Annotated in this window: 24 protein-coding genes and 2 pseudogenes; 14 read left to right on the top strand and 12 right to left on the bottom strand. The window is 68.6% G+C overall.

Going from position 1 to position 23,251, the window contains the following annotated elements; translation table 11 throughout:
* Positions 1–21 precede the first annotated feature (21 nt).
* From ACFOY2_RS02320 to ACFOY2_RS02305, 4 genes are all read right to left on the bottom strand, one after another.
* Entirely contained in the window at positions 22–747 is a 726-nt protein-coding gene (locus ACFOY2_RS02320; protein WP_379526203.1) for a cupin domain-containing protein, read from the bottom strand.
* Complete coding sequence (locus ACFOY2_RS02315) at positions 744–1,226, bottom strand: DUF6807 family protein (protein WP_379526202.1); 483 nt, start codon at positions 1,224–1,226, stop codon at positions 744–746. Before ACFOY2_RS02315 ends, ACFOY2_RS02320 begins: the two co-directional genes overlap by 4 nt.
* Positions 1,223–2,323, bottom strand: a complete 1,101-nt coding sequence (locus tag ACFOY2_RS02310) for a Gfo/Idh/MocA family protein (RefSeq protein WP_379526201.1) — start codon at positions 2,321–2,323, stop codon at positions 1,223–1,225. The genes ACFOY2_RS02315 and ACFOY2_RS02310 overlap by 4 nt, the downstream gene beginning before the upstream one ends.
* A 166-nt stretch (positions 2,324–2,489) precedes the next feature.
* Positions 2,490–2,714: a LacI family DNA-binding transcriptional regulator gene (locus ACFOY2_RS02305; protein ID WP_379526200.1), complete on the bottom strand. Its 225-nt coding sequence runs from the start codon at positions 2,712–2,714 to the stop codon at positions 2,490–2,492.
* Between the two features lie 134 nt (positions 2,715–2,848).
* Here ACFOY2_RS02305 and ACFOY2_RS02300 point away from each other — a divergent pair, with 134 nt between their 5' ends.
* Positions 2,849–4,096 carry a serine hydrolase domain-containing protein gene (locus ACFOY2_RS02300; protein ID WP_379526199.1) on the top strand — a complete coding sequence of 416 codons (1,248 nt, stop codon included), beginning with the start codon at positions 2,849–2,851 and terminating at the stop codon, positions 4,094–4,096.
* A 137-nt stretch (positions 4,097–4,233) separates the two neighbouring features.
* The gene (locus tag ACFOY2_RS02295) at positions 4,234–4,644 is read left to right on the top strand and encodes a hypothetical protein (RefSeq protein ID WP_379526198.1); all 411 of its coding nucleotides are present in this window, start codon (positions 4,234–4,236) and stop codon (positions 4,642–4,644) included.
* Positions 4,645–4,702: 58 nt separating this feature from the next.
* Here the strand turns inward: ACFOY2_RS02295 and ACFOY2_RS02290 are convergent, their stop codons facing one another.
* Positions 4,703–7,603 (bottom strand): M36 family metallopeptidase, encoded by a 2,901-nt coding sequence (locus tag ACFOY2_RS02290; RefSeq protein ID WP_379526197.1) that lies wholly within the window; start codon positions 7,601–7,603, stop codon positions 4,703–4,705.
* Positions 7,604–7,951: 348 nt separating this feature from the next.
* On the opposite strand from ACFOY2_RS02290, the gene ACFOY2_RS02285 reads away from it, so the two are divergent.
* Complete coding sequence (locus ACFOY2_RS02285; protein WP_379526196.1) at positions 7,952–8,500, top strand: NUDIX hydrolase; 549 nt, start codon at positions 7,952–7,954, stop codon at positions 8,498–8,500.
* Between the two features lie 41 nt (positions 8,501–8,541).
* Here the strand turns inward: ACFOY2_RS02285 and ACFOY2_RS02280 are convergent, their stop codons facing one another.
* A complete protein-coding gene (locus tag ACFOY2_RS02280) occupies positions 8,542–9,762 on the bottom strand; it encodes an endonuclease/exonuclease/phosphatase family protein (protein WP_379526195.1) in 1,221 nt (406 codons plus the stop codon).
* A gap of 104 nt (positions 9,763–9,866) precedes the next feature.
* Here ACFOY2_RS02280 and ACFOY2_RS02275 point away from each other — a divergent pair, with 104 nt between their 5' ends.
* Both ACFOY2_RS02275 and ACFOY2_RS02270 read left to right on the top strand, forming a co-directional pair.
* Positions 9,867–10,664 (top strand): GntR family transcriptional regulator, encoded by a 798-nt coding sequence (locus tag ACFOY2_RS02275; protein WP_379526194.1) that lies wholly within the window; start codon positions 9,867–9,869, stop codon positions 10,662–10,664.
* A gap of 76 nt (positions 10,665–10,740) precedes the next feature.
* Positions 10,741–10,908, top strand: a complete 168-nt coding sequence (locus ACFOY2_RS02270) for an AAA family ATPase (protein ID WP_379526193.1) — start codon at positions 10,741–10,743, stop codon at positions 10,906–10,908.
* Here ACFOY2_RS02270 and ACFOY2_RS02265 read toward each other — a convergent pair.
* Entirely contained in the window at positions 10,891–11,259 is a 369-nt protein-coding gene (locus tag ACFOY2_RS02265; protein WP_379526192.1) for a hypothetical protein, read from the bottom strand. The two genes, ACFOY2_RS02270 and ACFOY2_RS02265, sit on opposite strands and share 18 nt — an antisense overlap.
* Before the next feature lie 101 nt (positions 11,260–11,360).
* Here ACFOY2_RS02265 and ACFOY2_RS02260 point away from each other — a divergent pair, with 101 nt between their 5' ends.
* On the top strand, positions 11,361–11,510 hold the full coding sequence (locus ACFOY2_RS02260; RefSeq protein ID WP_379526191.1) for a hypothetical protein: 150 nt from the start codon (positions 11,361–11,363) through the stop codon (positions 11,508–11,510).
* Here ACFOY2_RS02260 and ACFOY2_RS02255 read toward each other — a convergent pair.
* Entirely contained in the window at positions 11,507–12,013 is a 507-nt protein-coding gene (locus tag ACFOY2_RS02255; RefSeq protein WP_379526190.1) for an NUDIX domain-containing protein, read from the bottom strand. The genes ACFOY2_RS02260 and ACFOY2_RS02255 overlap by 4 nt on opposite strands.
* 69 nt (positions 12,014–12,082) lie before the next feature.
* Between ACFOY2_RS02255 and ACFOY2_RS02250 the strand changes: the two are divergent.
* Positions 12,083–12,483 (top strand): annotated as a pseudogene (locus tag ACFOY2_RS02250) (hypothetical protein); the annotation flags it as partial.
* A 154-nt stretch (positions 12,484–12,637) separates the two neighbouring features.
* Here the strand turns inward: ACFOY2_RS02250 and ACFOY2_RS02245 are convergent.
* Both ACFOY2_RS02245 and ACFOY2_RS02240 read right to left on the bottom strand, forming a co-directional pair.
* Positions 12,638–13,252 carry an NADPH-dependent FMN reductase gene (locus ACFOY2_RS02245; protein WP_379526189.1) on the bottom strand — a complete coding sequence of 205 codons (615 nt, stop codon included), beginning with the start codon at positions 13,250–13,252 and terminating at the stop codon, positions 12,638–12,640.
* Positions 13,253–13,302: 50 nt separating this feature from the next.
* Complete coding sequence (locus tag ACFOY2_RS02240; RefSeq protein ID WP_379526188.1) at positions 13,303–13,596, bottom strand: hypothetical protein; 294 nt, start codon at positions 13,594–13,596, stop codon at positions 13,303–13,305.
* Positions 13,597–13,702: 106 nt separating this feature from the next.
* Between ACFOY2_RS02240 and ACFOY2_RS02235 the strand changes: the two genes are divergently transcribed.
* The 6 genes from ACFOY2_RS02235 to ACFOY2_RS02210 all read left to right on the top strand — a co-directional run bounded on the left by ACFOY2_RS02235 (position 13,703) and on the right by ACFOY2_RS02210 (position 19,144).
* Positions 13,703–14,317: a TetR/AcrR family transcriptional regulator gene (locus tag ACFOY2_RS02235; RefSeq protein ID WP_379526187.1), complete on the top strand. Its 615-nt coding sequence runs from the start codon at positions 13,703–13,705 to the stop codon at positions 14,315–14,317.
* A 158-nt stretch (positions 14,318–14,475) separates the two neighbouring features.
* Positions 14,476–15,264 carry a S1C family serine protease gene (locus ACFOY2_RS02230; protein WP_379526186.1) on the top strand — a complete coding sequence of 263 codons (789 nt, stop codon included), beginning with the start codon at positions 14,476–14,478 and terminating at the stop codon, positions 15,262–15,264.
* A gap of 20 nt (positions 15,265–15,284) precedes the next feature.
* Positions 15,285–16,265 (top strand): AAA family ATPase, encoded by a 981-nt coding sequence (locus ACFOY2_RS02225; protein WP_379526185.1) that lies wholly within the window; start codon positions 15,285–15,287, stop codon positions 16,263–16,265.
* A 6-nt stretch (positions 16,266–16,271) separates the two neighbouring features.
* On the top strand, positions 16,272–17,153 hold the full coding sequence (locus ACFOY2_RS02220; RefSeq protein WP_379526184.1) for a DUF58 domain-containing protein: 882 nt from the start codon (positions 16,272–16,274) through the stop codon (positions 17,151–17,153).
* Entirely contained in the window at positions 17,150–18,091 is a 942-nt protein-coding gene (locus ACFOY2_RS02215) for a VWA domain-containing protein (protein WP_379526183.1), read from the top strand. The genes ACFOY2_RS02220 and ACFOY2_RS02215 overlap by 4 nt, the downstream gene beginning before the upstream one ends.
* Positions 18,092–19,144 carry a vWA domain-containing protein gene (locus ACFOY2_RS02210; RefSeq protein WP_379526182.1) on the top strand — a complete coding sequence of 351 codons (1,053 nt, stop codon included), beginning with the start codon at positions 18,092–18,094 and terminating at the stop codon, positions 19,142–19,144. It begins immediately after the preceding gene.
* A 5-nt stretch (positions 19,145–19,149) separates the two neighbouring features.
* On the opposite strand, the gene ACFOY2_RS02205 is transcribed toward ACFOY2_RS02210, so the two are convergent.
* Entirely contained in the window at positions 19,150–20,193 is a 1,044-nt protein-coding gene (locus tag ACFOY2_RS02205) for a saccharopine dehydrogenase family protein (RefSeq protein WP_379526181.1), read from the bottom strand.
* Positions 20,194–20,273: 80 nt separating this feature from the next.
* Here ACFOY2_RS02205 and ACFOY2_RS02200 point away from each other — a divergent pair.
* Positions 20,274–21,020: pseudogene (locus ACFOY2_RS02200) on the top strand (DJ-1/PfpI family protein); the annotation flags it as partial.
* Between the two features lie 213 nt (positions 21,021–21,233).
* Here ACFOY2_RS02200 and brxL read toward each other — a convergent pair.
* Positions 21,234–23,246, bottom strand: coding sequence for a protease Lon-related BREX system protein BrxL (gene brxL / locus ACFOY2_RS02195; RefSeq protein ID WP_379526179.1), 2,013 nt, complete (start codon positions 23,244–23,246; stop codon positions 21,234–21,236).
* Positions 23,247–23,251 lie beyond the last annotated feature (5 nt).

The raw sequence follows: 23,251 nt of genomic DNA, 5'->3' as shown, positions 1-23,251 counted from the left end.
GCGTGTGCATGATCGGGTAGATCAGGGCGTGTGGACGATCGGGTGGGCGACGTCATGGGCGCGCAGGTGGCCGCACATGCCCCAGCGCCGCTCGGGCCGGCTCTCCATGAGCGCGGAGTCCAGCAGGTGGGCGCCGTCGCCGCGCTCCAGCGCGGTCAGGATCTCCGCCGTGTGACGGGTCTCCTGGGCGACCGTGTCCTCCCAGATGTCGCGCCACGCCGCCGCCTTGGGACGTACCAGGGCGACCGCGCTGTCGTAGAGGCGGCGCAGCGGGCCGGTGTCGCCGGCGCGCAGGGCGTCGGCGATCTGGAGGAAGCCCGCCACGGCCAGCTCGCGCCTGCGCGCTACGGCGGCTTCGACGTCCGCGTCGGACCCTCCGACGGGCAGGGTCGCGGCCTGCCGGTAGCGCTCCGGGTCGGCCACGATCTCGGGCGGGAACGTCATGACCGCGTCGCCGGCCTCGGGCAGCCCGGCGTTCTGCATGACGACCACGACCTCCAACCCGGCACGGTTGATCGCGCGGTGGATGGTGCCCGGCGTGAACCAGACGGTCGAGCCGGCGCTCAGCTCCGTCTCGCGCAGGCCGTGCACGTCGATGGTCTGCAGCGCGCCGTGGCCGCCGACGACCACGTACGCCTCGGTGGAGGCGGTGTGCAGGTGCGGCGTGCCGCCCTCCAGGCCGTCGGCGCACGCGGTGCCCGAGTAGACCGTCAGCCGGCTGATCGAGGTGCCTCCGGGGAACGTCATGCCAGCGCGTCCCTGCCCTGCTTGGCCAGCAGCGCGGTGCCGTCCTCGCCCCGGTCGCCGTCGGCGATCACGACCGCGTACCTGAAGCGCAGCGCCTGGCCGTCCGGCAGCGTGAGCTCCTCGCCGAAGAACGGCGCCGGGCACAGGCAGGCGAACTCCTCGCTGCGTGCGAACCACTGTGGCGGATGCCGCGGGTTCGCGGTGTCGTCGACCATGACGACCGTCGAGTACTCGCCGCTCTCGTCGTGCCGGCCGCGGAAGCCGAACCACTCGGCACGGGTGCCGCGCAGTTCGTCGCCGCCCGCCCCGGCGGGCGACTGGAGGTCGGTCATCTCGCGGTGGGCAGCGCTGCCGTTGTTGTCGAGCTGCACGTAGAAGCGGCCGTGCACATACGTCGGCCCGCCCCAGAAGTTGTGCTCGACCTCGCCCGCCGTGACGGCGACCGACCGGCCGAGCGCGTGGTTGACCTGCAGAGTCACGGATTCCTCACCTTTTCCCACGGGGCGCCCGTGCCCTCCATGCTGCGGGCGAACGGGCTGTCAGCAGTGATCTGTCCACTTCGGATGCGTTCGCCGGTGAACGCGGAGGCATACAGCGCGGCGATGAACTCCATCGTCCGCCTGGCGTCCTCGGCCGTCACCGGCGGCTTCTCGCCCCGGTCGAGCGCGTCGAGCACGGCGCAGAGCCAGCCCTCGTGGCCGCTCGGCACCGTGCTGCGCCCCTGCGCCCACAGCTCCGCGACGTCCTCCTGCCCGGGGGCCGGGGTGATCGTCCAGTCGTCGTCGGTGTAGCCGTACAGGTGCTCGACCTCGACCGTGGCGCGCTCGTAGTCGAAGCGCAGCTCGGAGGTCTGTCTCGGCGACACCACCGAGTTCACCACCGTGGCGACCGCGCCGTTCTCGAACGTCACCAGCGCCATCGACACGTCCTCGGTGTCGACCGGGCGGGCCTGCCTGGCGGCGACGGCGGTGACCTCGCGCCACGGGCCGAGGACCGACAGCAGCAGGTCGAACTGGTGGATGCCGTGCCCCATCGTCGGCCCGCCGCCCTCCGACTGCCACGTGCCGCGCCACGGCACCGCGTAGTACTCCTCGTCGCGGTACCACTGGGTCAGGCAGGTGGCCAGCAGCGGGCGGCCCAGCTCGCCGGCGTCCGCCAGCCGCCGCAGGCGCAGCGCGCCCGCGCCGAAGCGGTGCTGCAGGACGGTCGCCACGTACGCGCTCGACCCGCGCTCGGCCTCGATCAGCGTGTCGAACTCGGCCAGCGACAACGTCGGCGGCTTCTCCACCAGCGCCGTCACCCCGGCCCGCAGGCATTCGACGGCCTGCGGCGCGTGCAGCTTGGGCGGCGTGCACAGGTGGACCACGTCCACCTGCTCCTCGCGCAGCAGCTCGCCCAGGCCGGCGTAGGCGCGGGTGACGTCCCAGGTTTGGGCGAACGCCTTGGCCCGGTCGAGGTCCACGTCGGCCACGGCGACGAGCGTGGTCCGGCCGCCGGAGGCCGCGATGGCCCTGGCGTGCGCGGTGGCGATGCCGCCCGTTCCGACGATCGCGGCCCGGTGGTTGCGTTGAGGCAAGGTGAACTCCTGGAGGATGTGGCGTCGGACGTCAGCTCGGAAAGCGCATTCCGCAGTCTGCATGGCCCTCACGTAAGCGTCAAGGCTGCTGTTAAGGGGCTAATCGTGACGTAAGGGACGAGGGGCGGTCAGCGGGGATGGCGTGAACGGGTACTGCCGCGGGTGATCAGCCGGCCTTCTTCGGGATGGAGTCGCCGGCCCGGCGCATCGCCCTGGCAGGGGCGTCCACGGTGTATTTCAGCGCCGTCGCCGCCGCGAGGACGCGGGCCTCGTACTCGGGCGCGACCTTGCGCGTGCTGCCGCCCAGGACCCGGGACGCGGTGGACACCGAGACCCCCGCCGCCGCGGCCACGTCGTGCAGCGTGACCGTGGGCCTCGCCGCATGGGGCATCCGCGCTGTCCTTTCCTCATGCGTTCAGATCTGAAGAGTACTGCCTGTCATGAATCCGGCATGACCGGTGTCATGAAGGGTCGATGACACAGCGGACTTTCCCGGCGAGTCCGGAATGGATCATGCTAATCACCATGGTCAATCGCCGATTCAGGAAGCTCGCCGTCGCGGCCACCGCGGGCGCGCTGCTCGCGACGGGCGTCGCGGCCGTGCCCGCCCAGGCGTCCGCCGGTCTCGACCGGCAGGCGCTACGACAGTCCTTGGACGCCGTGCACGAGGCGGGCATGTACGGCATCTACTCGCAGGTCCGCGACGGTGCCGCGACATGGCAGGGCGCCGCCGGCGTCGCCGACGTCAAGACCCGCCGCCCGGTGACCCCGAACATGGTCCACCGGATCGGCAGCATCACCAAGACGTTCACCTCGGTCGCCGTCCTCCAGCAGGTGGCCAACGGGAAGGTCGAGCTCGACGCGCCGGTGGGCCGCTACGTGCCCGATCTGCTCCCGGGCGAGCGCGGGCAGCAGATCACCGTGCGGATGCTGCTCAACCACACCAGCCACATCGCTGACTACATCCCCTCGGCGTTCCCGTCGCTGCTCGAGCCCTCGGGCAAGAGCCTGGACGACAACCGCTTCCGCACGTTCGCCGCATCGGACCTGGTCAAGATGGGCGTGGACGCGCCCGCGACCGGGCAGCCGGGGGCGACGCCCGGCATATACTCCAACACGAACTACGTGCTGGCCGGTCTGCTGCTGGAGAAGGTGACGGGGGTCCCCGCGGAGCAGTACATCACCCGCAACGTGATCCGCAAGGCGGGCCTGCGCAACACGTCCTTCCCGCGCACGCCGTTCATCCCGGGAGCGCACTCCAAGGCGTACGAGTCGTGGTACGGCCTCATCGACCCGCCCAAGGACTACAGCGTCTACAACATGTCGTGGGGCGGTACGGCGGGCGCCATGGTGTCAACCATGGACGACCTGAACCGGTTCTACCGCGCGCTACTGCGCGGCGAGCTGATCGGCCCGGCCGAACTCGGCGAGATGCAGAAGACGGTGCCGGTGCAGGGCATATCCCCGACCTACGGCCTGGGGCTCTACGCCGTCGACCTGCCGTGCGGCCGGTTCTGGGGGCACGACGGCGGCGTCTTCGGCATGGGCACGCAGTCGCTGGCCACCCCGGACGGCAACCGCCAGCTCTCGTTCGGGATCAACCTCATGAAGTACCAGCGCCTCGACGACACCGAGCCGCACCCGATCGACGTGGCGAACTACCAGTACCTCATGCTGGCGACGTGCGGCCCCGACGCCGCCAGGACCGCCAAGTCGACGCAGTTGCCGTTCATGCCGTTCCAGACGGACAGCTTCACTGTCAAGGGACGCTGACGTACTCACGCTTCTGGGGAGTGTGTCACCGATCACCCTCGATGTGTGGATTTCTCCACAGTTGATCCCCCGGGATCTCCGTAATGTCCCTGCTGCCGGACAACAACCGGCAGCACCGACAGGGGGAGAAACCCGAAATGCGTAAGACACTCGCCATCGCCACTCTCGCCGGCTCGATGGCCGTCACCGGCCTGGCCCTGAGCCCGGCCACCGCTCAGGCCGCCACCACCACGCAGGCGACCGCCGCCTACTCGGGCGGAAAGTGGGGCAAGTTCTTCTCCAGCGACCGCAAGGCCTACACGTTCGGCAAGACGTGGAAGAGCGGCGGCAAGGTCCACACGAAGTGGTACGGGGTGGACAAGAAGGGCGGCAAGAAGGGCTGGGTCTGGTTCGAGTTCTACCAGGGCGGCAAGTGGCACAAGTTCAACCGATCCTGGGACGGCAAGGTCACCGGAAGCTGGAGCGGACGCGGGATCAAGAAGGTCTACACCTTCACCTGCTGGGCCGGCAAGTTCGACAACTGCGGCAAGAAGTACCGCATCTTCTGATGCCGCCACCGAAGGCCCGGCGCCGCACGCGCCGGGCCTTCGGTCACCACGGGGTCGGTCAGTGGGAGAAGGCCTGGAACTCGGCCGCCCTGACCTGGTCACGCGCCGGACTGGCCGTCCCGCAGTCCGTCGCCGAGTTCGGGTCGTTGTCCTGCTCCCCCGCGTAGCGCGGGTTGCCGGTGCACTGCGTGCTGACCACCCGCATCATCAGGTGCGTCGCGCTGGTGGCCCGTACGTCGAACGACTTGAAGATCATGTCCGCGCCGCGCGGCCGGGGCAGCTCGGCGTCGAAGGCGTTCGAGGGACTGGTGTAGATCTTCTTGAAGTTCGCCGCGTCGGCACACCCGGAGCTACAGGCCAGCACCTCGAAGGCGCGCAGGCTGGAGAACCGGTTCTGCGCCCCGGGATCGGCCGGGTCGCTGACGGCCGGCCGGAGCATGGCGCTCACCTGCACCCTGCGAACCTTGACCGGCGCGTCGCCCGCCAGGTCCACGACGACCGACTTGCCGGCCGGCGCCCCGGTGAGCGAGGCCCAGTTCGTGGCCTCGGTCTCGTCGATCAGCTTGGGCTGGTTCACGCCGTCCCCTGACGCGCTCGCGCCGCCCGCCGCCGAGGCGAGGTTGCGGGTCAGCGGCAGCGGAAGCGGCAGCTTCACCCCGGGCAGCACGGCGAACGTCAGCCGCTTGTGGCCGAACCCGCTGCCCGCCACCACGAAGTCGTACACGCCCGGCGTCATCTCCACGGTGTCCCCGAGCGGCGTGGCCGGGTCGGTGTCGGCGACCGGGACCACGCGTCCCTCGTAGTCGCCCACGTACAGCCGCAGCGCCGCACCCTTGGCCTCGCCCAGCGGCTTGAGCTGCAACGAGCCGTTCTTGCCCGCCGGGTTGACGAAGCTGGGCCTCGGGTCGGGGTCGTTGGGTCCGTTGCTCGCGGCGGCCTCGCCCAGCCCGTGCTCGGCGAACGCGCGCCACATGATGTCCTGGTTGGCGCCGCCGAAGCGCATCGCGTCGGCCGCCAGCAGCGCGTCCCGGTGGTCGACGTAGCTGACCGCGCCCGAGGCCATCAGCAGCAGGGCGTCGAAGGAGAGTTGCGCCCAGCGCCGGTTGCCAGGACACCGCTCCACCGGCGTCTTGCCGTCGGCGCAGGAGCGCTGCTGCTTCTGCGTGCCCTGTCCGTACCGCTTGACGAAGGCCGCCCGCACGTCGAACTGCGTGGCCGACCAGATCTCGCCGTCGGCGTGCACCTGCTGGCCGACGATGTCGTAGCCCAGGCCGCTGTAGTTGAGCGGCGACTTGGACATGTCGTAGTTCCTGATGCCGCGCCGCTTGTCGCCGGTGACGTAGCCGCCGGTCACGTACGGGGTCAGGCCCGCCGGACGGAAGCCGTACTCGTACAGGTACTCCATCGCCACCAGGTCGGAGTTGCTCTCGTTCATGGCCCCGGCCTGGGCGCCGCTCCAGCCGGCGTTCGGGCCGCCGATCATGCGGCCGGAGATCGCGTGCGTGTACTCGTGCCCGATGACCGACATGTCGTAGTCGCCGTCCACGCACGGCGCGTAGAACGAGCCCGCGATCGGCTGCCACAGGTACATGTTCGTGATCGGCGCGACGCCGTCGGGCCCGGTGATCTGGTTGGCGTTGTCGCGCACGGACAGCACCCGCGCGCCCGCCTGGGCGTTGCCCTGCTCGGGGTCGTTGCCGAGCCCGCCGCGCCCGCCGTTGTCGGCCTGCATGTTCCAGGCGGTCTCGGTGAAGCCGAGCCGGTAGGACCAGTCGTGCATCCGGTTGTGCTGGACGTTGAGGTTGGAGATGGCGGCCTCGAGGTCGGCCTCGCCGCTCTGGTCGAACGTCGCCGGGTCGCACTTGGCCTTGTACCAGGTGTTACGCCACGGGAAGGCGTAGTTCCTGCTCGGTGTGAGCACGTTGGAGCGGGTGCCGACGCTGAAGGCGTCGCCGCTGGCCCGGTTCTCGAAGGTCTTGGCCGCGTTGCCGAGGCTGGAGTTGGCGGGCTCGTTCGCGGCGTGGTCGACGTCCCACGCCTTGCCCGTCGCCGGGTCGCCGCCGCTGACGTAGTCGCAGCCGGGTGCGGCGGTGTGGCACCAGGTCTGGCGGGTGTCGGCGGAGGAGTAGTCGTCGCGCGGGTTCGCCGGGAACACCGACCACTGCGGGTTGTCGGGCTCGAAGTGGTCGACCAGGTTCTCGCGGGTCAGGATCGCGCCGCTGACGGCGTCCACGTGGGTGGTGTATCCGGCGGCCTCGCCGTCCTCGCCGCCGATCACGACGACCTGGTAGGCGCTGTGCACCCCGTCGGGCGCCGGCACCGCCACCGGGGTCGCCTGCTTGGTCACCGCCTTGGCCAGGTCGATGCCGCCGTCCCTGGCCGCGATCTCCAGCGCCTGCTGCGCGCTGATCGCGGCGGCCGGCGGCGCCTCGGTCCGGCGGGACAGGGAGGAGGTGACGTGCCGTACCGCCCCGTTGACGACGCCGATCGCAACGAGGCCGTCCACGCCGGCCGGCAGGTCGCCGAAACGCTGCCGCAGCAGCACGGCGTGCCCGGCGCCGATGGGGTTGACCGCGACCTTCTCCAGCGCGTCCACGGCCTCGGCGGACAGGCCGAAGGCGCTCTCGTGACTCTTGAGGTAGGCGCGCGCGGCCTGCTCGGGATCGGAGCCGAGCCCTTCGGCCAGCGGTTGCGCGCTGATGACGGCCGCCGGGGTGCCGAGAACGTTCCATCGCACCTCGGCCTGGGGACCCGCGCTGCGGGCGTTGACGCCGGCGGGCGGCGGCACCTGCCCCTGCCGGTTGTCCAGGTCGGGCTTTTCGTTCTGCTCGGCCTGGAAGTCATGGATCTTCTGAGCCTGCCCGCCGGGTTCGCCATGAGCGGCCCCCGCGAGCGGGAGAGCCGACGCGACGAGCGCGACGACGACGAGAGTGGAGCGTAACCAGGGCTTGGTTGACACGATTTCCCTCCTACGTGCCAGGGGACACCACGCCACATTGCGGGCATCCTGCGCATGAGGAAAACATCGCATTCTCGCCCTGACAAGATCTTGTCAGGCGCGGGATATCAGCGTATGGAGGCGGTTTCCAAAGAGCTGCCCTCACTCGCGGCGCGCGACCATGTCGGGGAGCGCGGCGATCGGCGAGGTGGTGACGCGCCCGCCGCCCGGCAGATCGGTGGCCGGGGCCGCTTTCCGCCGACCGCCCTGGACAGGGCCAAAAACCCTTGAATGCGGCATATAGCAGCTTTCCCCGGAAGTCCGGCAATCGATTGCGCGCATGTGACAGACCCACTTCCATAAAGGGCCATGACCGTCACCCATGAGGGCATCCGCGGTGTCCTGGCGCGCTACCTCGACGCCCTCCCCCACCGCGCCCCCGACGTCGCCCGGCTGACACACTCCCTCGGCCCCGGGCAGAACATCTCCTGCCGCAAAACCCTGCCCCTCCACGTCACCTGCAGCGCCGCCGCCATCGACCGCACCGGCCGCGTCCTGATGATCCGGCACCGGCGACTGGACCGCTGGGTGCTGCCCGGCGGCCACATCTCCCCCAGCGACAGGAGCCTGTACGACACGGCCCTGCGCAAACTGGAGGAGGAGACGGGCATCTCATGGCATCAGGTGGTCTCCCTGGCCATGACGGATGTCATGCCCGTGGACATCGACGTCCACCAGGCACCCGCCCACCCGGCCAGGGACGCGCCGGAGCACTGGCACGCGGACTTCAGGTTCGCGATCAGAGTCAGGGGCACGCCGGACATCACGCTCCGGCCCGAGGAGGCGACGGCGTACGTGTGGCGGGAGCCGGTGGAACTGCCGGCCATGCGCCTGGCCGCCGGCATCGCCGCCCTCTGACGCGGCCGGAAGCCGGATCGTCGGCAACGATCCGGCTTCCCTTACGGCTTGACGTCCAGCCAGACCAGGCGGTGGTCGGAACTCGGGAACGGGAACACCCCGCTCAGCCGCGACAGCGGATCGGCCGCGGGCGGCCAGAACACGCCGCCACCCACCGCCTTCAGACGCTTGGCGGGCAGGACGTAGTCGGCCCGCAGATTGCCCGGGGCCGTGTCGGAGAAGTCGGCGGTGTCGTACTTCGGATCGCCCTTGTGTGTGGCGTTCGCGCCACCCTGGAGCGCCGCCGCCTCGGCCGCACCCTCACTCGACGGCACTGACCTGCTGTCGATCTTGGGGTGGTCGAGAAGCTGGCGGATGGCGTTCTTGTAACTGTCGCCGTCGTTCGGGTCAGCGTTCTGGTCGCCGGCGATCACGAACGGCTCGTCCTGCCCGAGGCCGCCGCGCCGCCCCCGGTCGTCGTAGATGTAGCCGCCGCGCCCCGGCTGCGTGTAGTCGGCCCAGAACCGGATCTCGTCGTGGTTGCGCCGCCCATTGCGGTCCTCCGGACCGTCGAACGTGGGCGGCGTCGGGTGGCTGACCAGGAAGTGCACCGTACGGCGGCCGATCCGCACCGGCAGATCCCAGTGGCTCTTGGACGACAGCCGCACCACCTGCTGCTCCTTCGCCGAGTACCAGTCGGCGGGCTCCGGCGTGGCGGGGTCGTCGGGCAGGGCCGCGTCCGGCATGTCCTTCCACAGGAACTTCTGGAACGTGCGCACGCCGCGCTCGTCGATCGGATACCTGGAGTAAACCACCATGCCGTACTGCCCGGGGAAGGCCCCGAAGCCCAGCGCGTCGTCCCCATACCCAGGCGCGCCCGGCGTCGTCACCACGGTGCCGTCGTTGTTCAGGTCGAGCCCGGAAGGGATCCCGGTGTTACTCGGAGCCGTGAACCGGTACCGGTACCCGATCGGCTGCGCGCCACCCTGACCCACCGACAGGTAGTTGTCCTGGAACAGGCGGGCGGCCTTGCCATCGGCGTCGTAGTCGAACTCGTTGATGAGCAGCACGTCGGGCCGCGTCCGCTGGATGATCTCCGCGATCACCTTGGCCTGGGCGTTGTCCCGCGTGGACAGATCACCGACGAGCTGACCTTCCGCGTTGCGGTTGAGCGAGGCGTTGAAGGTGGCGAACCTCGCATGGCTCGTGGCGTCGGCTGCGACCGGCCACAGGGGGATGAGAGCCGCCGCGGCGGCTACGGTCAGGACACGGCGGATCATCATGGTGCGCTTCCTCTAACGGGTTCTGTGGCCCGGAGCATGGCATCTCCCCGGCGGGGTGCGCCAGCAGGCGCGGATAAGCTTTGGTTTTCAGCAGGGAGATGGACATGTCGACGTTCCCTCGGGGAAAACCTCGGCCTCGCCTCGCGGGCACGCAGGGAGGTGAGCCAAAGTATCAGGCCATCTACCGCGACCTCCTCGCCCAGATCGACACCGGCGAGTACGCGGCAGGCCAGCCACTCCCCTCCCAGCGGGAGTTGGCCGACCACTACGGCGTCAGCCTCATGACCGTCCGCCAGGCCCTGCAACGCCTCAGCACCGAGGGCCGCATCGAACAACGCCACGGCCTCGGCACCTTCGTCGCGGGAACCGTGATCCCCTACCAGCTCAACAACCTGGGCAGCCTCGCCGAAGACCTGGCCGAGCAGGGCATCGACCTCCAGACGGTACTCCTCGGAGTACGCCAAGAAGCCGCCCCCGCCTCGGTCCAGGCAGAACTGGGGCTGACACCCGAAACCACCCTCACGATCATCGAACGCCTGCGCGTCGTCGAGGGCTCCCCCGTGATCCACCAACTCTCGTACGTCCCTCCCGACCTGGCCACCGAACTGAAGGACGAGGACCTGAACCGGGCACCGCTCTACCGGCTCATCGAAGAACGCTGCCGGATCTCACTGGCATGGGCGACCGAGGCGATCAAGCCAGTGGTCCTGACGGAGGAACAGGCCAAACTCCTGAACCAGCCGGTAGGAGCCGCCGCACTCATGAGCACCCGGATCACCTACGACCAGTCCGATCGGCCGGTGCTGGCGGACCGGGCGATCATGTGCGCCTCCCACGTCGTCTTCACCACACGACGCCAGGCACCAGCGGAACCGGCCGTCTCACTCCGCCTAAACCCCTGACCAGCGCGGCTACAGCAACGGACCGACTGCAGGAGGGTGGACGCGCCGCATGGGTGGATCACTCTAAGCTGGGGATATGGCACCGCAGAGATTGCAGTCGATCAGGATCAGGGGATACACCTCGATCCGCTCCGCCGAGGTGGAGTTGCGTGATCTCAATGTTCTGATCGGTGCCAACGGTGCGGGCAAGAGCAACTTCATCTCTGTCCTTGCCTACTCGGCCGGATCATCGACGAAGAGCTGAACCTGTTCGTCGGTGGAATTCGCGTCCAACGAGTACTGGGGCAAACTCATCCCGGCGGCTCGCGATGAGCTGATCTTCGGCTCTGAAAGCATCGAGTTGCGTGGCGAAGAACATGTCCTGGGACGGAGACATCGGGAGAGCCGCCTCTCGGATGAGATCGATGAGCGAGACTTGTCGTCCGTCGCCGAACATGTAGTTGACACGCTGCGGGGCTATCGCGTCTTCCATTTCCACGACACCAGCGCGAACGCCCCCGTCAAGCAGACGGGGTTCGCCTCCGACAACATCGCGCTGCATCCTGATGCCCGAAACCTGGCCGCCGTCCTGCTTCGCCTTCAGCAGGAAGACCACGCCGCCTACAGAAGGATCGTCCGAACCATCCAGCGGCCGAGATGCTGCGCGCCGCGAGCAGTTCCAGCCAGGTCCTCATCGCCACACAGTCGGTGACGCTCATGAGCCAGTTCGAGGTAGACGATCTCATCGTCGTCGAACGCGCTCGGGAAGCCTCGGTCTTCAACCGCCTCGCCCCGGCAGGGCTGGCGGAGTACTCCTTGGGTGAGTTGTGGGAGAAGAATCTGCTCGGTGTCGGCGTACGGGTCTAGAGTCCAGGTGAAGCCGAACGTGCTTCAAGGTACCGGCGGAGCGCCTCCTGCCCATCTGGAATGAACCGGTGCTGCCCCGCGGCTTCGCTCAGCTCGGCGCTCGTCAGCCAGCCCACCCAGCTCACCGCCTTGGGATCGGGCGAGACGTCGCCGGCGATGACCGCTTCGTGTACCCCGAGCCAGTACGAGCCGATCTCGCCGTGGCACAAGAACTTGACCACCTCGCGCACCGGGACGTCGATACCTAACTCCTCCGCGAGTTCGCGCGCGGCCGCCGCCTGGTATGACTCCCCAACATCGACTGCCCCGCCGAATGACACCTCGTGATAGCCGGGATATCTGGACAGTCCCTCAGCCCGACGGCACACCAGGAATCTTCCCAGCTCATCACGGCAGACAGTGGTGGCAATGCGATGCAGCCACCCACGACGAATCGCATCACCCCTGTCCACAACGCCCAGCACACGGTCCTGATCGTCGACACGTTCCACGAGTTCGGTCACAGCAACACGATCTCAGCTTCCGAGGCGGCGTACTTCGAGCAGGACGCGCACCAACGTGCAGGAGATTCTGGCCGGCGACACACCGCCGGGATAGTCCAAGGCGGCGAGCTGGCCACGGCGTCGGAAGAGGCCACCGAGCAGGAAAAGGGGCTGCGCCAAAGGGGCAAACCCCCACGACGGCGACTTCCGGTGAAGACGGAGATGGGGATGAGCGCCGACCGTTACGACGGCGGCGCAGGTTCCGGCTGAAGGCCGCCCAGCTGGGCCGTTCGCGGGGCGGGCTGACCACCAAGGTCCACCTGTCCGCCGAACGTCGATGCCGTCCGCTGTCCTTCGCCCTCACCCCCGGCCAAGCCGGAGACAGCCCGCAGTTCCGCGTCGTGCTGGAGCGCATCAAGATCCGGCTGCCCATCGGCCGTCCACGCACCCGCCCGGGTGCGGTGGCCGCCGACAAGGCCTACTCCTCCCGCGCCCTCGCTGAACTGCTCACCATCGCCGAGCACTTGACCGGCCTGCTGCGGGCAGCTCCTGGCCCCCGCCGGTCAGAGCGCGGCGCGGTTCGCCTTCTTGCCGGGCCGCCACGGGGACAGCTGAGAGCGTTCAAGACATGATCGCTCACGGGGGTCAGTGCGCGTGTTCCGCTCCCTTCGATTGCGCCAGATGCGCTACGAGTTCGTCAAGCAGGAGTGCGACGTTCTTGGTCGGTGCGGTGCTCGGTGTGAAGTGGATGTGTTCCTGGAAGTCGTCGGCGAGGGTCAAGGCGACCGTCGTGGGTATGTCGACGACTTCGAGGTCGCTCAGGACCTGCCGCAGATGCTCGACGGCTCGAGTACCACCTTGGATGCCGTAGCCGACGAATCCTGCGGCCTTGCCGTTCCACTCGGCATACAGGAAGTCGATGGCGTTCTTCAGGACACCGGGAACCGAGGCGTTGTACTCCGGGGTCACGAAGACGTACGCGTCAAAGGCGCTGATCTTCTGTGCCCAGGCCTGGGTGTGCGGGTGGCTGTAGTGGCCGGCGCGCGGGGGGACGGGCTCGTCCAGATGGGGTAGCGGGTAGTCGGCGATGTCCACCACCTCGTAGGTCGCGTCGTTGCGACGGGCGGCGATGTCGTGCACCCAGGAGGCGACGGTCTCGGCCTTGCGGCCTGGGCGGGTGCTGCCGACGATGATTGCCACCTTTGGTCCGCTGGTGAGTTCGCTCTGGTCGGCGGTGGGCGGTTGGATCGTGGATCGCATGACGGGTCTGCCTTTCGGAACGCTCGTGTGTGTCTGGCTGCGGGATGGCGTCAGGGGAAGCGGTAAGCGCCTACTTCGTGCAGCACGGTGACGACGGGGGGCTCGTCGCACCGCTCGTCCAGGGTGGACCGGTAGTGCTGGAATGCCTGCACTTGCTGCAACACACCGGGGCCGTCGGCCATCTCGGCGACGTCCACGAAGGTCACCCCGTCGTCGAGCTGGAAGGTGGCGTAGCGCAGGCCCTCTGGCCGGACCGCGTGCATGTCCTCATAGACGGCACGCAGCAACTCCAGTTCGCGCTCCACCTGATCGGGCTTGACCTTCCAGCGGATTGTCACGTGCATGTCGGGCTCCTCGCGTTGGTTGTCGGGTGCGGCTGCCGCTCCTCATTTCGGATGACAATATGTATTCCAAAATACGATGTGTCAAGCCAATGCTAGGATGAGGGCCATGACCACCCGGAAGTACGAACAGCGCCTGCGCGCGGAGTCGGCGCAGGAGACCCGGCGCCGCATCCTCGACGCGGTCTTCCAACGGTTGCGCGAGGCGCCATCGGAAGCGGTCAGCATCGACCGCATCGCCCGCATGGCACGCGTCGCGCGTCCCACCGTCTATCTCGTCTTCGGCTCACGCGCCGGGCTCTTTGACGCGGTGGGGGCTGAACTGCTGCAGCGCGGCGGCTTCGACCGCATGCTCCAAGCGTCGGCCCATCCCGACGCCCGCGAGGCGCTGCGTGGTGCGATCCACGCGATCGTCGAGATGTACGCGGCCCACCGGGACATACTGCGCGTACTGGCGTCCATGGCGCTGCTGGACGCCGCCGCGGTCGGCGGTGCGGTGCAACGGATGGAGCAAGGGCGCGCCGCCGGAATGGCCGAACTCGCTCAGCGCCTGGACGAGCAGGAGACGCTACGCCCGGACGTCACCCTCGACCAGGCCACCGACCTGCTCTGGCTGTTGACCAGCTTCGACAGCTTCGACCTGCTGCATACCGGCCGAACGCTGCCCCTCGACCAGACCGTGACGACACTCATCTCCACCGCCGAGCGAAGCCTGTGCCGATAACGACTCTGCCCTGCCGCCACCAAGGTTCCCGCCGCCGTTGGCGTCGCCATCCTTGACTCGTCTCCGTGCTGCGCGCGTTGGGCTCCGCGGATCGGTTCTCATGGAGTTCTCAGGTGGGCTTTGTAGCACTTTGAGCTGAGTTTTATGAATATGGAGCGATGGAGCGCGTGCCGCAGGAGGCCGGTGCGGCCGAGGCTCAGGGAGCTGTGGCCGGGAGGACTCGGCGGTTTGTCATCGGGGGCAGTGCGCTCGTCGTCGTGGCGGTGCTGGCGTACTGGCTGGGAAGCAGCGGTGGGAACGGCGAAGGAGCCGCGCCCAAGCCGAGCGCGACGCCGACGCCCAGTGCGACGCTCACGACGGCCGACGTCTTCAAGAGGGTCGGTCCGTCGGTGGCGGTCATCCAGGCAGGCAAGTCACTCGGAACCGGGGTGATCGCGGCCGAGGACGGCACGATTCTGACAGCGCACCACGTCGTCAAAGGCACTGACAACATCACCGTGACGTTCGCCGACGGCACCAAGACGAAGGCCGTCGTCGCATCGTCGAATCCCAAGCGCGACATCGCCACCCTCAAGCCCGCGAAACTCCCGGAGATCGTCGTCCCGGCAACACTCGGCGGCGCCGTAACCGTGGGCGCGCCCGTCATGGCGATCGGCAATCCGCTGGGCCTGACCTACAGCGTCTCCACCGGAGTCGTGTCGGGCCTGAACAGGTCCGCCGAGAACGGCGACCTGAAGGAGCTCATCCAGTTCGACGCCTCCGTGAACCCGGGCAGCTCCGGCGGCCCCCTCCTGGACGCTCGCGGCCTGGTCATCGGGATCGTCGTCTCGATCGCCGACCCGGGAGGCGACGAGGCGTTCGCCGGCATCGCGTTCGCCGTGCCGATCGGCGCGGCCCTGGGCGGTAACGAAGGCGACGGCCCGCCGGGCGACGGGCCCCTTATTTGACCGACGAGAAGGAACACCATATGACCTCGACCAAGCCGGCCCATCCGCTCGAACACGTGCTGTTCGAGGTCAAACGCACGATCGTCGGGCAGGACATGCTGCTGGAGCGCATGGCCGTCGCGCTGATCGCCGACGGTCACCTGCTCGTCGAGGGCGTGCCGGGCCTGGCCAAGACGCTCGCGGTGCGGTCGCTGGCCGCCGCGATCGCCGGGAGTTTCCAGCGCGTCCAGTTCACCCCCGACCTGGTGCCCGCCGACCTCGTGGGCACGCGCGTCTACCACCAGCACTCCGGGGAGTTCAAGACCGAGCTCGGCCCGGTGTTCGCGAACCTGCTGCTGGCCGACGAGATCAACCGCGCCCCCGCCAAGGTGCAGAGCGCCCTGCTGGAGGTTATGCAGGAGCATCAGGTGACGATCGGACGTGAGACGTTCCGGGTGCCCGAGCCGTTCCTGGTCATGGCGACGGAGAACCCGATCGAGTCGGAGGGCACCTACCCGCTGCCCGAAGCGCAGGTCGACCGTTTCATGATGAAGGTGGTCGTCGACTATCCGACGCAGTCGGAAGAGCAGGCGATCGTCGAAAGGGCGCTGCGTCCGCCGGAGCCGCCACAGCCGATGGTGACGTCCGAGGACCTGATCGCGATGCGGGCCCGCGCTCAACAGGTGTATGTCGATCCGGCGATCGTCGACTACGCCGTACGGCTGGTCTCCGTAACCCGCTCCCCCGCGACGGCCGGGCTCGGCGAGCTGGAACGGTATGTCACCTACGGGGCGAGCCCTCGGGCGTCCATCGCGCTCGTCACGGGCGCCCGGGCGCTGGCGTTCCTGCGCGGCCGCGACTACGTCCTGCCGCACGATCTGTCCGAGCTCGCGCTCGATGTGCTGCGCCACCGCCTCGTGCTGTCGTATGAGGCCCTCGCGGACGACGTCGACGCCGACACGATCGTCACCAGGGTTCTCGGGGCCGTCCGGGTGCCCGACGTCGTCCTGCAGAACCGCTGAGCTGCCATGGCCACCGCCCCCGACAAGCTCCTGCTCCGCCTGGAGTGGAAGGTCGTCCGCAGGCTGGACGGCCGGCTCCAGGGCGCCCACCGCACCGCGCACCGAGGCTCCGGGATCGACTTCACCGGGCTGCGCGCCTATGGCGACGGCGACGACGCCCGGCACATCGACTGGAACGTGACCGCACGGCTGGACGAGCCGTACCTGCGCGTCTTCACCGAGGACCGCGAACTGACGGTGTGGCTCGTGCTCGACCGGTCGGCGTCGATGGCGGCCGGCCGTCCGGGACGCGCCAAGCACGACGTGCTCGCCGAGCTCGCGCTCGTCCTGGCCCGGCTGTTCGGCCGGGGCGGCAACCGCGTCGGCGCGCTGCTGTTCGACACCGGGATGCTGCGCGTCGTGCCGCCCGGCACCTCCCGGCGGCACGCGCTGCGGATCGGCGCCGAGCTGCAACGCACCTCCGCAGCGCGCGGCGCCACCACCGACCTGGCGGAGATGCTCGATGCGGCCGGACGGCTCGCGCGCCGCCGCGCCCTCATCGTCGTACTGTCGGACTTCATCGGCGACGGCGACTGGGAACGCTCACTCCAGCGCCTGGCCCGGCGGCACGAGGTGGTCGCCCTGCGGATCGTGGACACCGCCGACGACGTGCTCCCCGAAGCCGGGCTGATCGTGGTCGAGGACGCCGAGACCGGCGAGCAGCTCGTCGTCGACTCCGCCGACCCGCTGTTACGGGTCCGCTTCCGCGAGGCCGTCGACGCCCGCGACGCCCGGCTCGCGGCGGGCATGCGCCGGGCCGGGGTGCCCGTCCACCGCATCGACACCGACCGTGACCTGGCCGAGGCGCTCGTCGAGGTCGTCTCCCGAACCCGGGACCGGTCGCCATGACCCTGTCCTCCCCGCTGCTGCTGGCCGTCGGACTGCTCGTCACGGCGGCGCTCGCCTGGGCGGCCGTCGTCTCGGCGCGACGCCGGACGGCGGCGCTCGCCTCGGCCGTGCCGACCGGCCGCCGGGCGTACCTCGGTACCGGCCTGACGATCGCCGGCGTCGGAGTACTCGCGATCGCCACCGCCGGACCGGCGGCCATGGTGCCGGTCCCGCGCACCGCGGGCACCGTCATCCTCGCCATCGACGTCTCCAACAGCATGGGCGCCGACGACGTCGCGCCCACCCGGCTCGCGGCCGCGCAGCGGGCGGCCCGCGCGTTCGTGGCCGCGCAGCCCGACAGCGTGGACGTCGGCGTCGTCGCGTTCGAACGGGGCGCGCTCACCACCGCACGCCCCGACGCCGACCACTCCATCGCGCTCAAGGCCATCGACCGGCTGAAGATCACCGGCGGCACCTCACTGGGGACGGCCATCACGGCCTCACTGACGGCGATCACCGGCAAGCAGGCGGCCATCGGCCGCGACGGCACCGCACCCGACCTCGGCTACTGGCCGTCGGCGACGATCGTGATGTTCTCCGACGGCCAGAACCAGGGCGCGGACGTCGAACGGGCCGCCGCCCTGGCCCAGCAGGCGGGCGTCCAGATCCACACCGTCGGGGTCGGCACGACGGCCGGGGCGACGGTGCAGGTCGACGGCTACCACCTGCAGACCTCGCTCGAACAGGACACCCTCACCTTGATCGCGCAGACCACCGGCGGCGCCTACCACCCCGCCTCCGACACCGCGCGGCTCGACGGGATCGCCGACACGATCGATCTGCGGCTCACCGTCTCCGACGAGCCGCTCCCCCTCGCCGGCGCCCTGATCGGGCTCGCCCTCGCGCTGCTCACCGCAGGAGCGGCGCTCACCGTGCTCCGGTCAGGACGGGTGATCTGAATGTCGTTCTCATGGCCGTGGGCGCTGCTGTCCGTCCTGATCATCCCGCTGATCTTCGCCATCCGCGCGTGGGCGCGACGCCGTCGCAGGCGGGCCGCCGTGCGCGTCACCTCGATCGCGCTCGTCCGCAGCGCCCTGCCCGGCCGTACCCGCTGGACGCGGAAGATCCCCCCGGCACTGTTCATCACCGGGCTCGCGCTGCTCGCGGTCGGGGCCGCGCGACCGCAGGCGTCGGTGCCGGTGCCGATGACGTCGGCGACGATCCTGCTCGCGCTCGACACCTCCGGCTCCATGTGCTCCACGGACGTCGACCCCAACCGCCTCACCGCCGCCAAGAAGGCCGCCGCGGACTTCATCGAGTCGCAGCGCGGCGGGCCGCGCATCGGCCTGGTCACCTTCGCGGGCAGCGCGGGCCTGCTCGTCCCTCCCACCGACGACACCGAGTCACTGATCAAGGCGCTGGACGGCCTCACTGTGTCCCGCGGCACCGCGATCGGACAGTCCATGCTCGCCTCGATCGACGCGATCGCGGAGGTCGACCCGTCGGTCGCCCCCACCGGCGCGAACCCCACCGGCAGCGGTGGGGCAGGCTACGCCGGTGCCGCGATCGTCGTGCTGACCGACGGCGCCAACACCCAGGGCGTCGACCCGCAGATCGCCGCCCAGGAGGCGGCGCTGCGCCGGGTCCGCGTCTTCACCATCGGCTTCGGCACCACGAACCCGGCCCCGATGGTCTGCGACAACTCCCAGTTCGACGGCGGCTTCGGCGGCTGGGGCGGCGGCTTCGGTGGTCGTGGCAGATTCGACCGCAACGTCCGCATGATCGACGAGCCCGCACTCAAGCAGATAGCTAAGACCACCGGCGGCTCCTACCACCGCGCCGAGAACGCCGACCAGCTCCAAAGCGCCCTCGACGCGCTCCCCGGCAGCTTCACCGTCATCCGTCAACGGGTCGACACAGCCGCCGCCTTCGCCGCCGGCGGCGCCCTCCTCATCACCGCGGCCCTTTCCCTTTCCCTCTGGTGGAACCGTCCCCGGACCCCGACCCGCTGACCGGTTCAGCCGCGTGTGTCGAGCGGAACGTGCAGCGAGAGGTGCGAGGACAGGGCGTGGAGGAAGTCCGGGACGTCGAAGACCGCGCCTGCGGAGGCGACGCCGGTGGTCCTGGTCCGGCCGGTGAAGATGCGGTCGACGGCCTCCACCGCGAGCGGCGCGCTGATGGCGTAGATGTCCTGACCGGAGGCGACCGCGCGACGTTCCGCTCCGCCCGAGCGGACGAGGACGTCGACGACGAAGGTCTGCGCGGAGCGTCCGCGCTCGTCGACGGCGGTCAACGCCGAGGCGTCAGCAGCGGACAGGTCCGCGGCCGCCTTGGCCGCCATGTAGGTGCGCACATCCGGGATGGCCAGGTGGCTCGGAATGGTGACGACGTCGGCCATGGTGAACTCTCCGATGACTCTCTGGGGACCGAGCGGAGCCGGGAAGGGCCACTCCAGGGTCGGCAGAGCGTCATCGTGGTACTCCAGCCGTCCGCCGGTGTAGCGGACACGGCGGCCGCCCCGCCGCTGCCCCGAGACCGTGCCCGAAGCGAGCGTCCCGGCAGTGGGGTGCCAACTGCTCAGGCTGTAGGCGATGTGGGCCTCGTCCGCCGCCGTCCAGTCGCCCATCGCGGTGGTGACCAACAGGTCGCCGAGGCCGCCGTAGAAGGCCATCGCCGGGACCACCACGGTGTCCGCGGCGCGGGCGCGCTCCGCAAAGTGCGCGAACGTGTCAACGTTCGCCTCGATCTCGGCCGCCACGTCGACATACGGGATGCCGGCGCGCAGCGCCGCCTCGACCAGCGGGGCGGCGGTCGTGGCGAAGGGACCGGCGCAGTTAATCACGGCGGTCGCGCCGTTCAGCGCGCGGTCGAGCGAGGCCGGATCGTCGACCGACGCCTGCCGCGTCTCCAGTCCCGGTTGGGTCTGCGCCAGCGCCAGCAGCTTGTCCTGGTCGCGGCCGATGGCCAGCGGGACGTATCCGCGCTCGCGCAGCTCCGCGACCACGAACCGCCCGGTGTGCCCGTATGCGCCGAACACTGCCACGTTCCGACCCGATCCCATGTCTGTTCCCTCGTGCTCGAAGTGATCCGATGCGGAGATCCTGTCGCCGTCGGCCCATCGGTGCCAGCGTCCGAAACGACATGACCCGTACAATTTCCGACATGAGTTCTGTCCCGCGCTCCGTCGCGGTCGCCGCCACCGACGGGATGCTGCACTTCGAGCTGTCCCTGGCCTACGAGGTGTTCGGCTCCGCCCCGGACGCCGTGCCAGGCCCGTGGTACGACGTCCGGGTGTGCGGCACGCACGCCGTCCGAGTCGGCCGGTTTCTGCTGGAGCCGGACTGCGGGCTCGACCGGCTGGCGCACTCCGACACCGTGATCGTCCCCGCCTTGGCGGACGTCGACTCGGCCCCGCCGGCCGACCTGGTCGAAGCGGTGCGCGCAGCCCACGAGGCGGGCGCGCGGGTCGTCTCCCTGTGCACGGGCGTGTTCGTACTCGCCGCCGCCGGCCTGCTGGACGGGCTGTCCGCGACCACGCACTGGGCCCACACCGAGCAGCTGGCCGCGCGCTATCCCCGGGTGAAGGTCGACCCGGACGTGCTCTACGTCGACAACGGCAACGTGCTCACGTCCGCGGGCAAGGCGGCAGCGATGGACCTGTGCCTGCATCTGATCCGCCGCGATCACGGCTCGGCGGTCGCCAACGTGGTCGCCCGCCGCCTGGTCGTGCCACCCCACCGGGCCGGCGGCCAGGCCCAGTTCGTCACCACCCCGGTGCCCGCCCACGACCGCCACCCCCTGGCCGAGCTGCTCCCCTGGGTGATGCGGCGGCTGGACCAGCCGCTCACGGTGGAGGACCTGGCCCGGCAGGCGAACATGAACTCACGTCCGTTTCGTCCGGACACCCGCCTTCGGAGAGTGCGGGCTTCTCCATCTCTTCAGGCGGTTTGAAATGGGGAAATAGCCTCCCGCAGGGTATGTGCCACGAAGATCATCCCCTGCATTTCCCCCGCCCGATCGCGAAGCAACCGTGTCATTCGGTGGCAAGCCGACGCGGAGCGCAGAGCCGCCAGGCCCGAGTACCGGAAGCCCCCGACTTCTCTATGGCCCTCCAAGAGCCTTCATGGCGGCTGTCTTGGGGTCGCCGTAGAAGGCTGGGTCGACCTGCTCCATGATTTCAGCACTCACATCAAGAAAGTTTCTCTTGTTCTCAATTGGGATGAGTGCCCGCTTGGCGCCGTTGTCTTTAGCAACTTGCAGCGGCTCTGTGAGTGAGCGCATTGGCTTGATATTTCCCTGAACGCTCATATCACCCAATATGAGTAGTGCAGGGCCTACCGGCGATTTTCGCAAGGCCGAATAGCAAGCAACAAGGAACGCTACTCCGAGCTCCGCCTCCACGCGATTGCCGAGTAGATCAATAATTTCTACGTGAACGTCTGAGACATCCAAATCCTGGGCAACAAGGAGTTCGACTTTCTTCGTCGACAGGTAGCTGAACGCGCGCTGGACTGATTCCTTAGTGACACCATCGACGCCACCGGCGAGCTTCAGCTTGCCGGTCCCGCTAGAGACCGAGATTTCGATGCGGTACAGGCCAACCGTGCCGTCGGAGGTGACTCCGGCGCTGTACACGGTACCCGGCGACAACGGATCTGTTGAGATCAGATCTCGTCCGCCCTGTTCAGGCACGCCCACGAAACGCTCTTCGCCGGTCTCCTGGAGCGTGTAACCGAACGAAGTGTGGTAATACTCGAAAGAACCCATCTTCTTGAGTTGCTCCTTGACTCGCCGCCTACCCTCCAGCGCGAATTCCAGGAGCTCTTCCAGCTCCTCCCGAGCCACCTCGCCATGCGGGAACAGGATCTTCGCCAAACCGGAGACTGTCTTGCGTACCGCCTTTCGGTCGCGGGCGTTTAGATGCGAGCCGAGCGAGAAGTGCCGGTCGATTAGTTCTGTGTAGTTGTGCTTGCGCATCTCGCGCAGCGCTTCGGCGAGATAGTCGACAACGAACCCATAGTGATTGGTGAAGAGCTCGTTGCGCATTTTGGGGATCTCCCAACCAGGGAGATAGTAGTGAATGCGGTCGATGAAGGCCATATCATCCCGGATGACGCTGGGCATCGGTGAGAAGAGGTGGCCGGTCTGCACCATCACGTCGACAGGTTGGTTGGTGTTGCCGAACATGGCGATGCTAGCGTCGCCGGACATCGCCTCCTGCCCGCGCTGGAAGGTACCTGACTCGCAGTAGGTCTTCATCGTCGTGATTACTTCTTTGGGCATCTTCTGCAGGTCGGCGACCTCGTCGAAGCCGACGACATCCCAGATTTGCACCATGCCTTTCTGCCGTCCGGACAGGTGCCCGAAGAGATTGGCGACCGTCGTGCCACCTGTGAGTAGAGCCGAGTACGGAGAGACCTCCTGTACCACGTAACTTTTGCCGGTGCCTCGCGGCCCTAGTTCGACGAGGTTGTAGTTACGCTCGGCAAAGGGGATCAGCCTGACTAGGAAGAGCAACTTCAGCCGGCGGGACATCTCATCTGGCTCGTAACCCGTACTGCGGATGATCAAATCTAGCCACTCGTCGGTGGTGAACTCGCTGCGCGTTTTCCGGTATTCCTCCAGGTCAAAGGTGGCGATTTGGATCGGCATCAGCCGGTCAATCCAGAACGGGTTCTTGCCCCGTGACTCCTCGTCGTACTCGAACCGCATATCGACCTGGGCCCAAATCCCGCCCATCACCAGCCGCTCGTACTCGCGGACGTAGTGCGCTGGGATGTGGACATGCTTGTGTCCGAAGTTGGTGACCTCGGCCCAGTAGTCGGAGTCGACGAGGCGGACCTTGACCTTGTCGATGAACGTGTGGCGCCCGCGATCCTTCACGATCGCTTGCGCCTTCATCGATTCGTCGGCGCGGATGTAGTTGTTCGCGAGAGTGTCATTGACGACCTGCAGACCCATCTGGATGGTCAGCTCGTCGGAGGATGCGCAGTATTTACCCAGCAGGAATTCCAGGACGAAGACCGGTACGTTCGCACCGACCTTCACCTTCCGGACCAGGTCCTTGCGGACCACCTTGCCGGCAAAGAGCCGGTTGGCCTTGTCGTCCAGCATGTCGC

Origin of the sequence: Nonomuraea purpurea (genome assembly GCF_042650645.1) — a bacterium.
GTDB lineage: Bacteria > Actinomycetota > Actinomycetes > Streptosporangiales > Streptosporangiaceae > Nonomuraea > Nonomuraea purpurea.
The sequence above is the reverse complement of the archived record's forward strand: the minus strand, read 5'-3'. Positions and strand labels throughout refer to the sequence as shown.

Coding starts and splice junctions, on each gene's coding strand:
- ACFOY2_RS02205 (WP_379526181.1), bottom strand. CDS start 20,193: ATGGGATCGGGTCGGAACGTGGCAGTGTTCGGCGCATACGGGCACACC.
- ACFOY2_RS02320 (WP_379526203.1), bottom strand. CDS start 747: ATGACGTTCCCCGGAGGCACCTCGATCAGCCGGCTGACGGTCTACTCG.
- ACFOY2_RS02230 (WP_379526186.1), top strand. CDS start 14,476: ATGGAGCGCGTGCCGCAGGAGGCCGGTGCGGCCGAGGCTCAGGGAGCT.
- ACFOY2_RS02300 (WP_379526199.1), top strand. CDS start 2,849: ATGGTCAATCGCCGATTCAGGAAGCTCGCCGTCGCGGCCACCGCGGGC.
- ACFOY2_RS02235 (WP_379526187.1), top strand. CDS start 13,703: ATGACCACCCGGAAGTACGAACAGCGCCTGCGCGCGGAGTCGGCGCAG.
- ACFOY2_RS02285 (WP_379526196.1), top strand. CDS start 7,952: ATGACCGTCACCCATGAGGGCATCCGCGGTGTCCTGGCGCGCTACCTC.
- ACFOY2_RS02220 (WP_379526184.1), top strand. CDS start 16,272: ATGGCCACCGCCCCCGACAAGCTCCTGCTCCGCCTGGAGTGGAAGGTC.
- brxL (WP_379526179.1), bottom strand. CDS start 23,246: ATGCTGGACGACAAGGCCAACCGGCTCTTTGCCGGCAAGGTGGTCCGC.
- ACFOY2_RS02210 (WP_379526182.1), top strand. CDS start 18,092: ATGTCGTTCTCATGGCCGTGGGCGCTGCTGTCCGTCCTGATCATCCCG.
- ACFOY2_RS02280 (WP_379526195.1), bottom strand. CDS start 9,762: ATGATGATCCGCCGTGTCCTGACCGTAGCCGCCGCGGCGGCTCTCATC.
- ACFOY2_RS02245 (WP_379526189.1), bottom strand. CDS start 13,252: ATGCGATCCACGATCCAACCGCCCACCGCCGACCAGAGCGAACTCACC.
- ACFOY2_RS02260 (WP_379526191.1), top strand. CDS start 11,361: ATGAGCCAGTTCGAGGTAGACGATCTCATCGTCGTCGAACGCGCTCGG.
- ACFOY2_RS02275 (WP_379526194.1), top strand. CDS start 9,867: ATGTCGACGTTCCCTCGGGGAAAACCTCGGCCTCGCCTCGCGGGCACG.
- ACFOY2_RS02295 (WP_379526198.1), top strand. CDS start 4,234: ATGCGTAAGACACTCGCCATCGCCACTCTCGCCGGCTCGATGGCCGTC.
- ACFOY2_RS02215 (WP_379526183.1), top strand. CDS start 17,150: ATGACCCTGTCCTCCCCGCTGCTGCTGGCCGTCGGACTGCTCGTCACG.
- ACFOY2_RS02270 (WP_379526193.1), top strand. CDS start 10,741: ATGGCACCGCAGAGATTGCAGTCGATCAGGATCAGGGGATACACCTCG.
- ACFOY2_RS02225 (WP_379526185.1), top strand. CDS start 15,285: ATGACCTCGACCAAGCCGGCCCATCCGCTCGAACACGTGCTGTTCGAG.
- ACFOY2_RS02240 (WP_379526188.1), bottom strand. CDS start 13,596: ATGCACGTGACAATCCGCTGGAAGGTCAAGCCCGATCAGGTGGAGCGC.
- ACFOY2_RS02305 (WP_379526200.1), bottom strand. CDS start 2,714: ATGCCCCATGCGGCGAGGCCCACGGTCACGCTGCACGACGTGGCCGCG.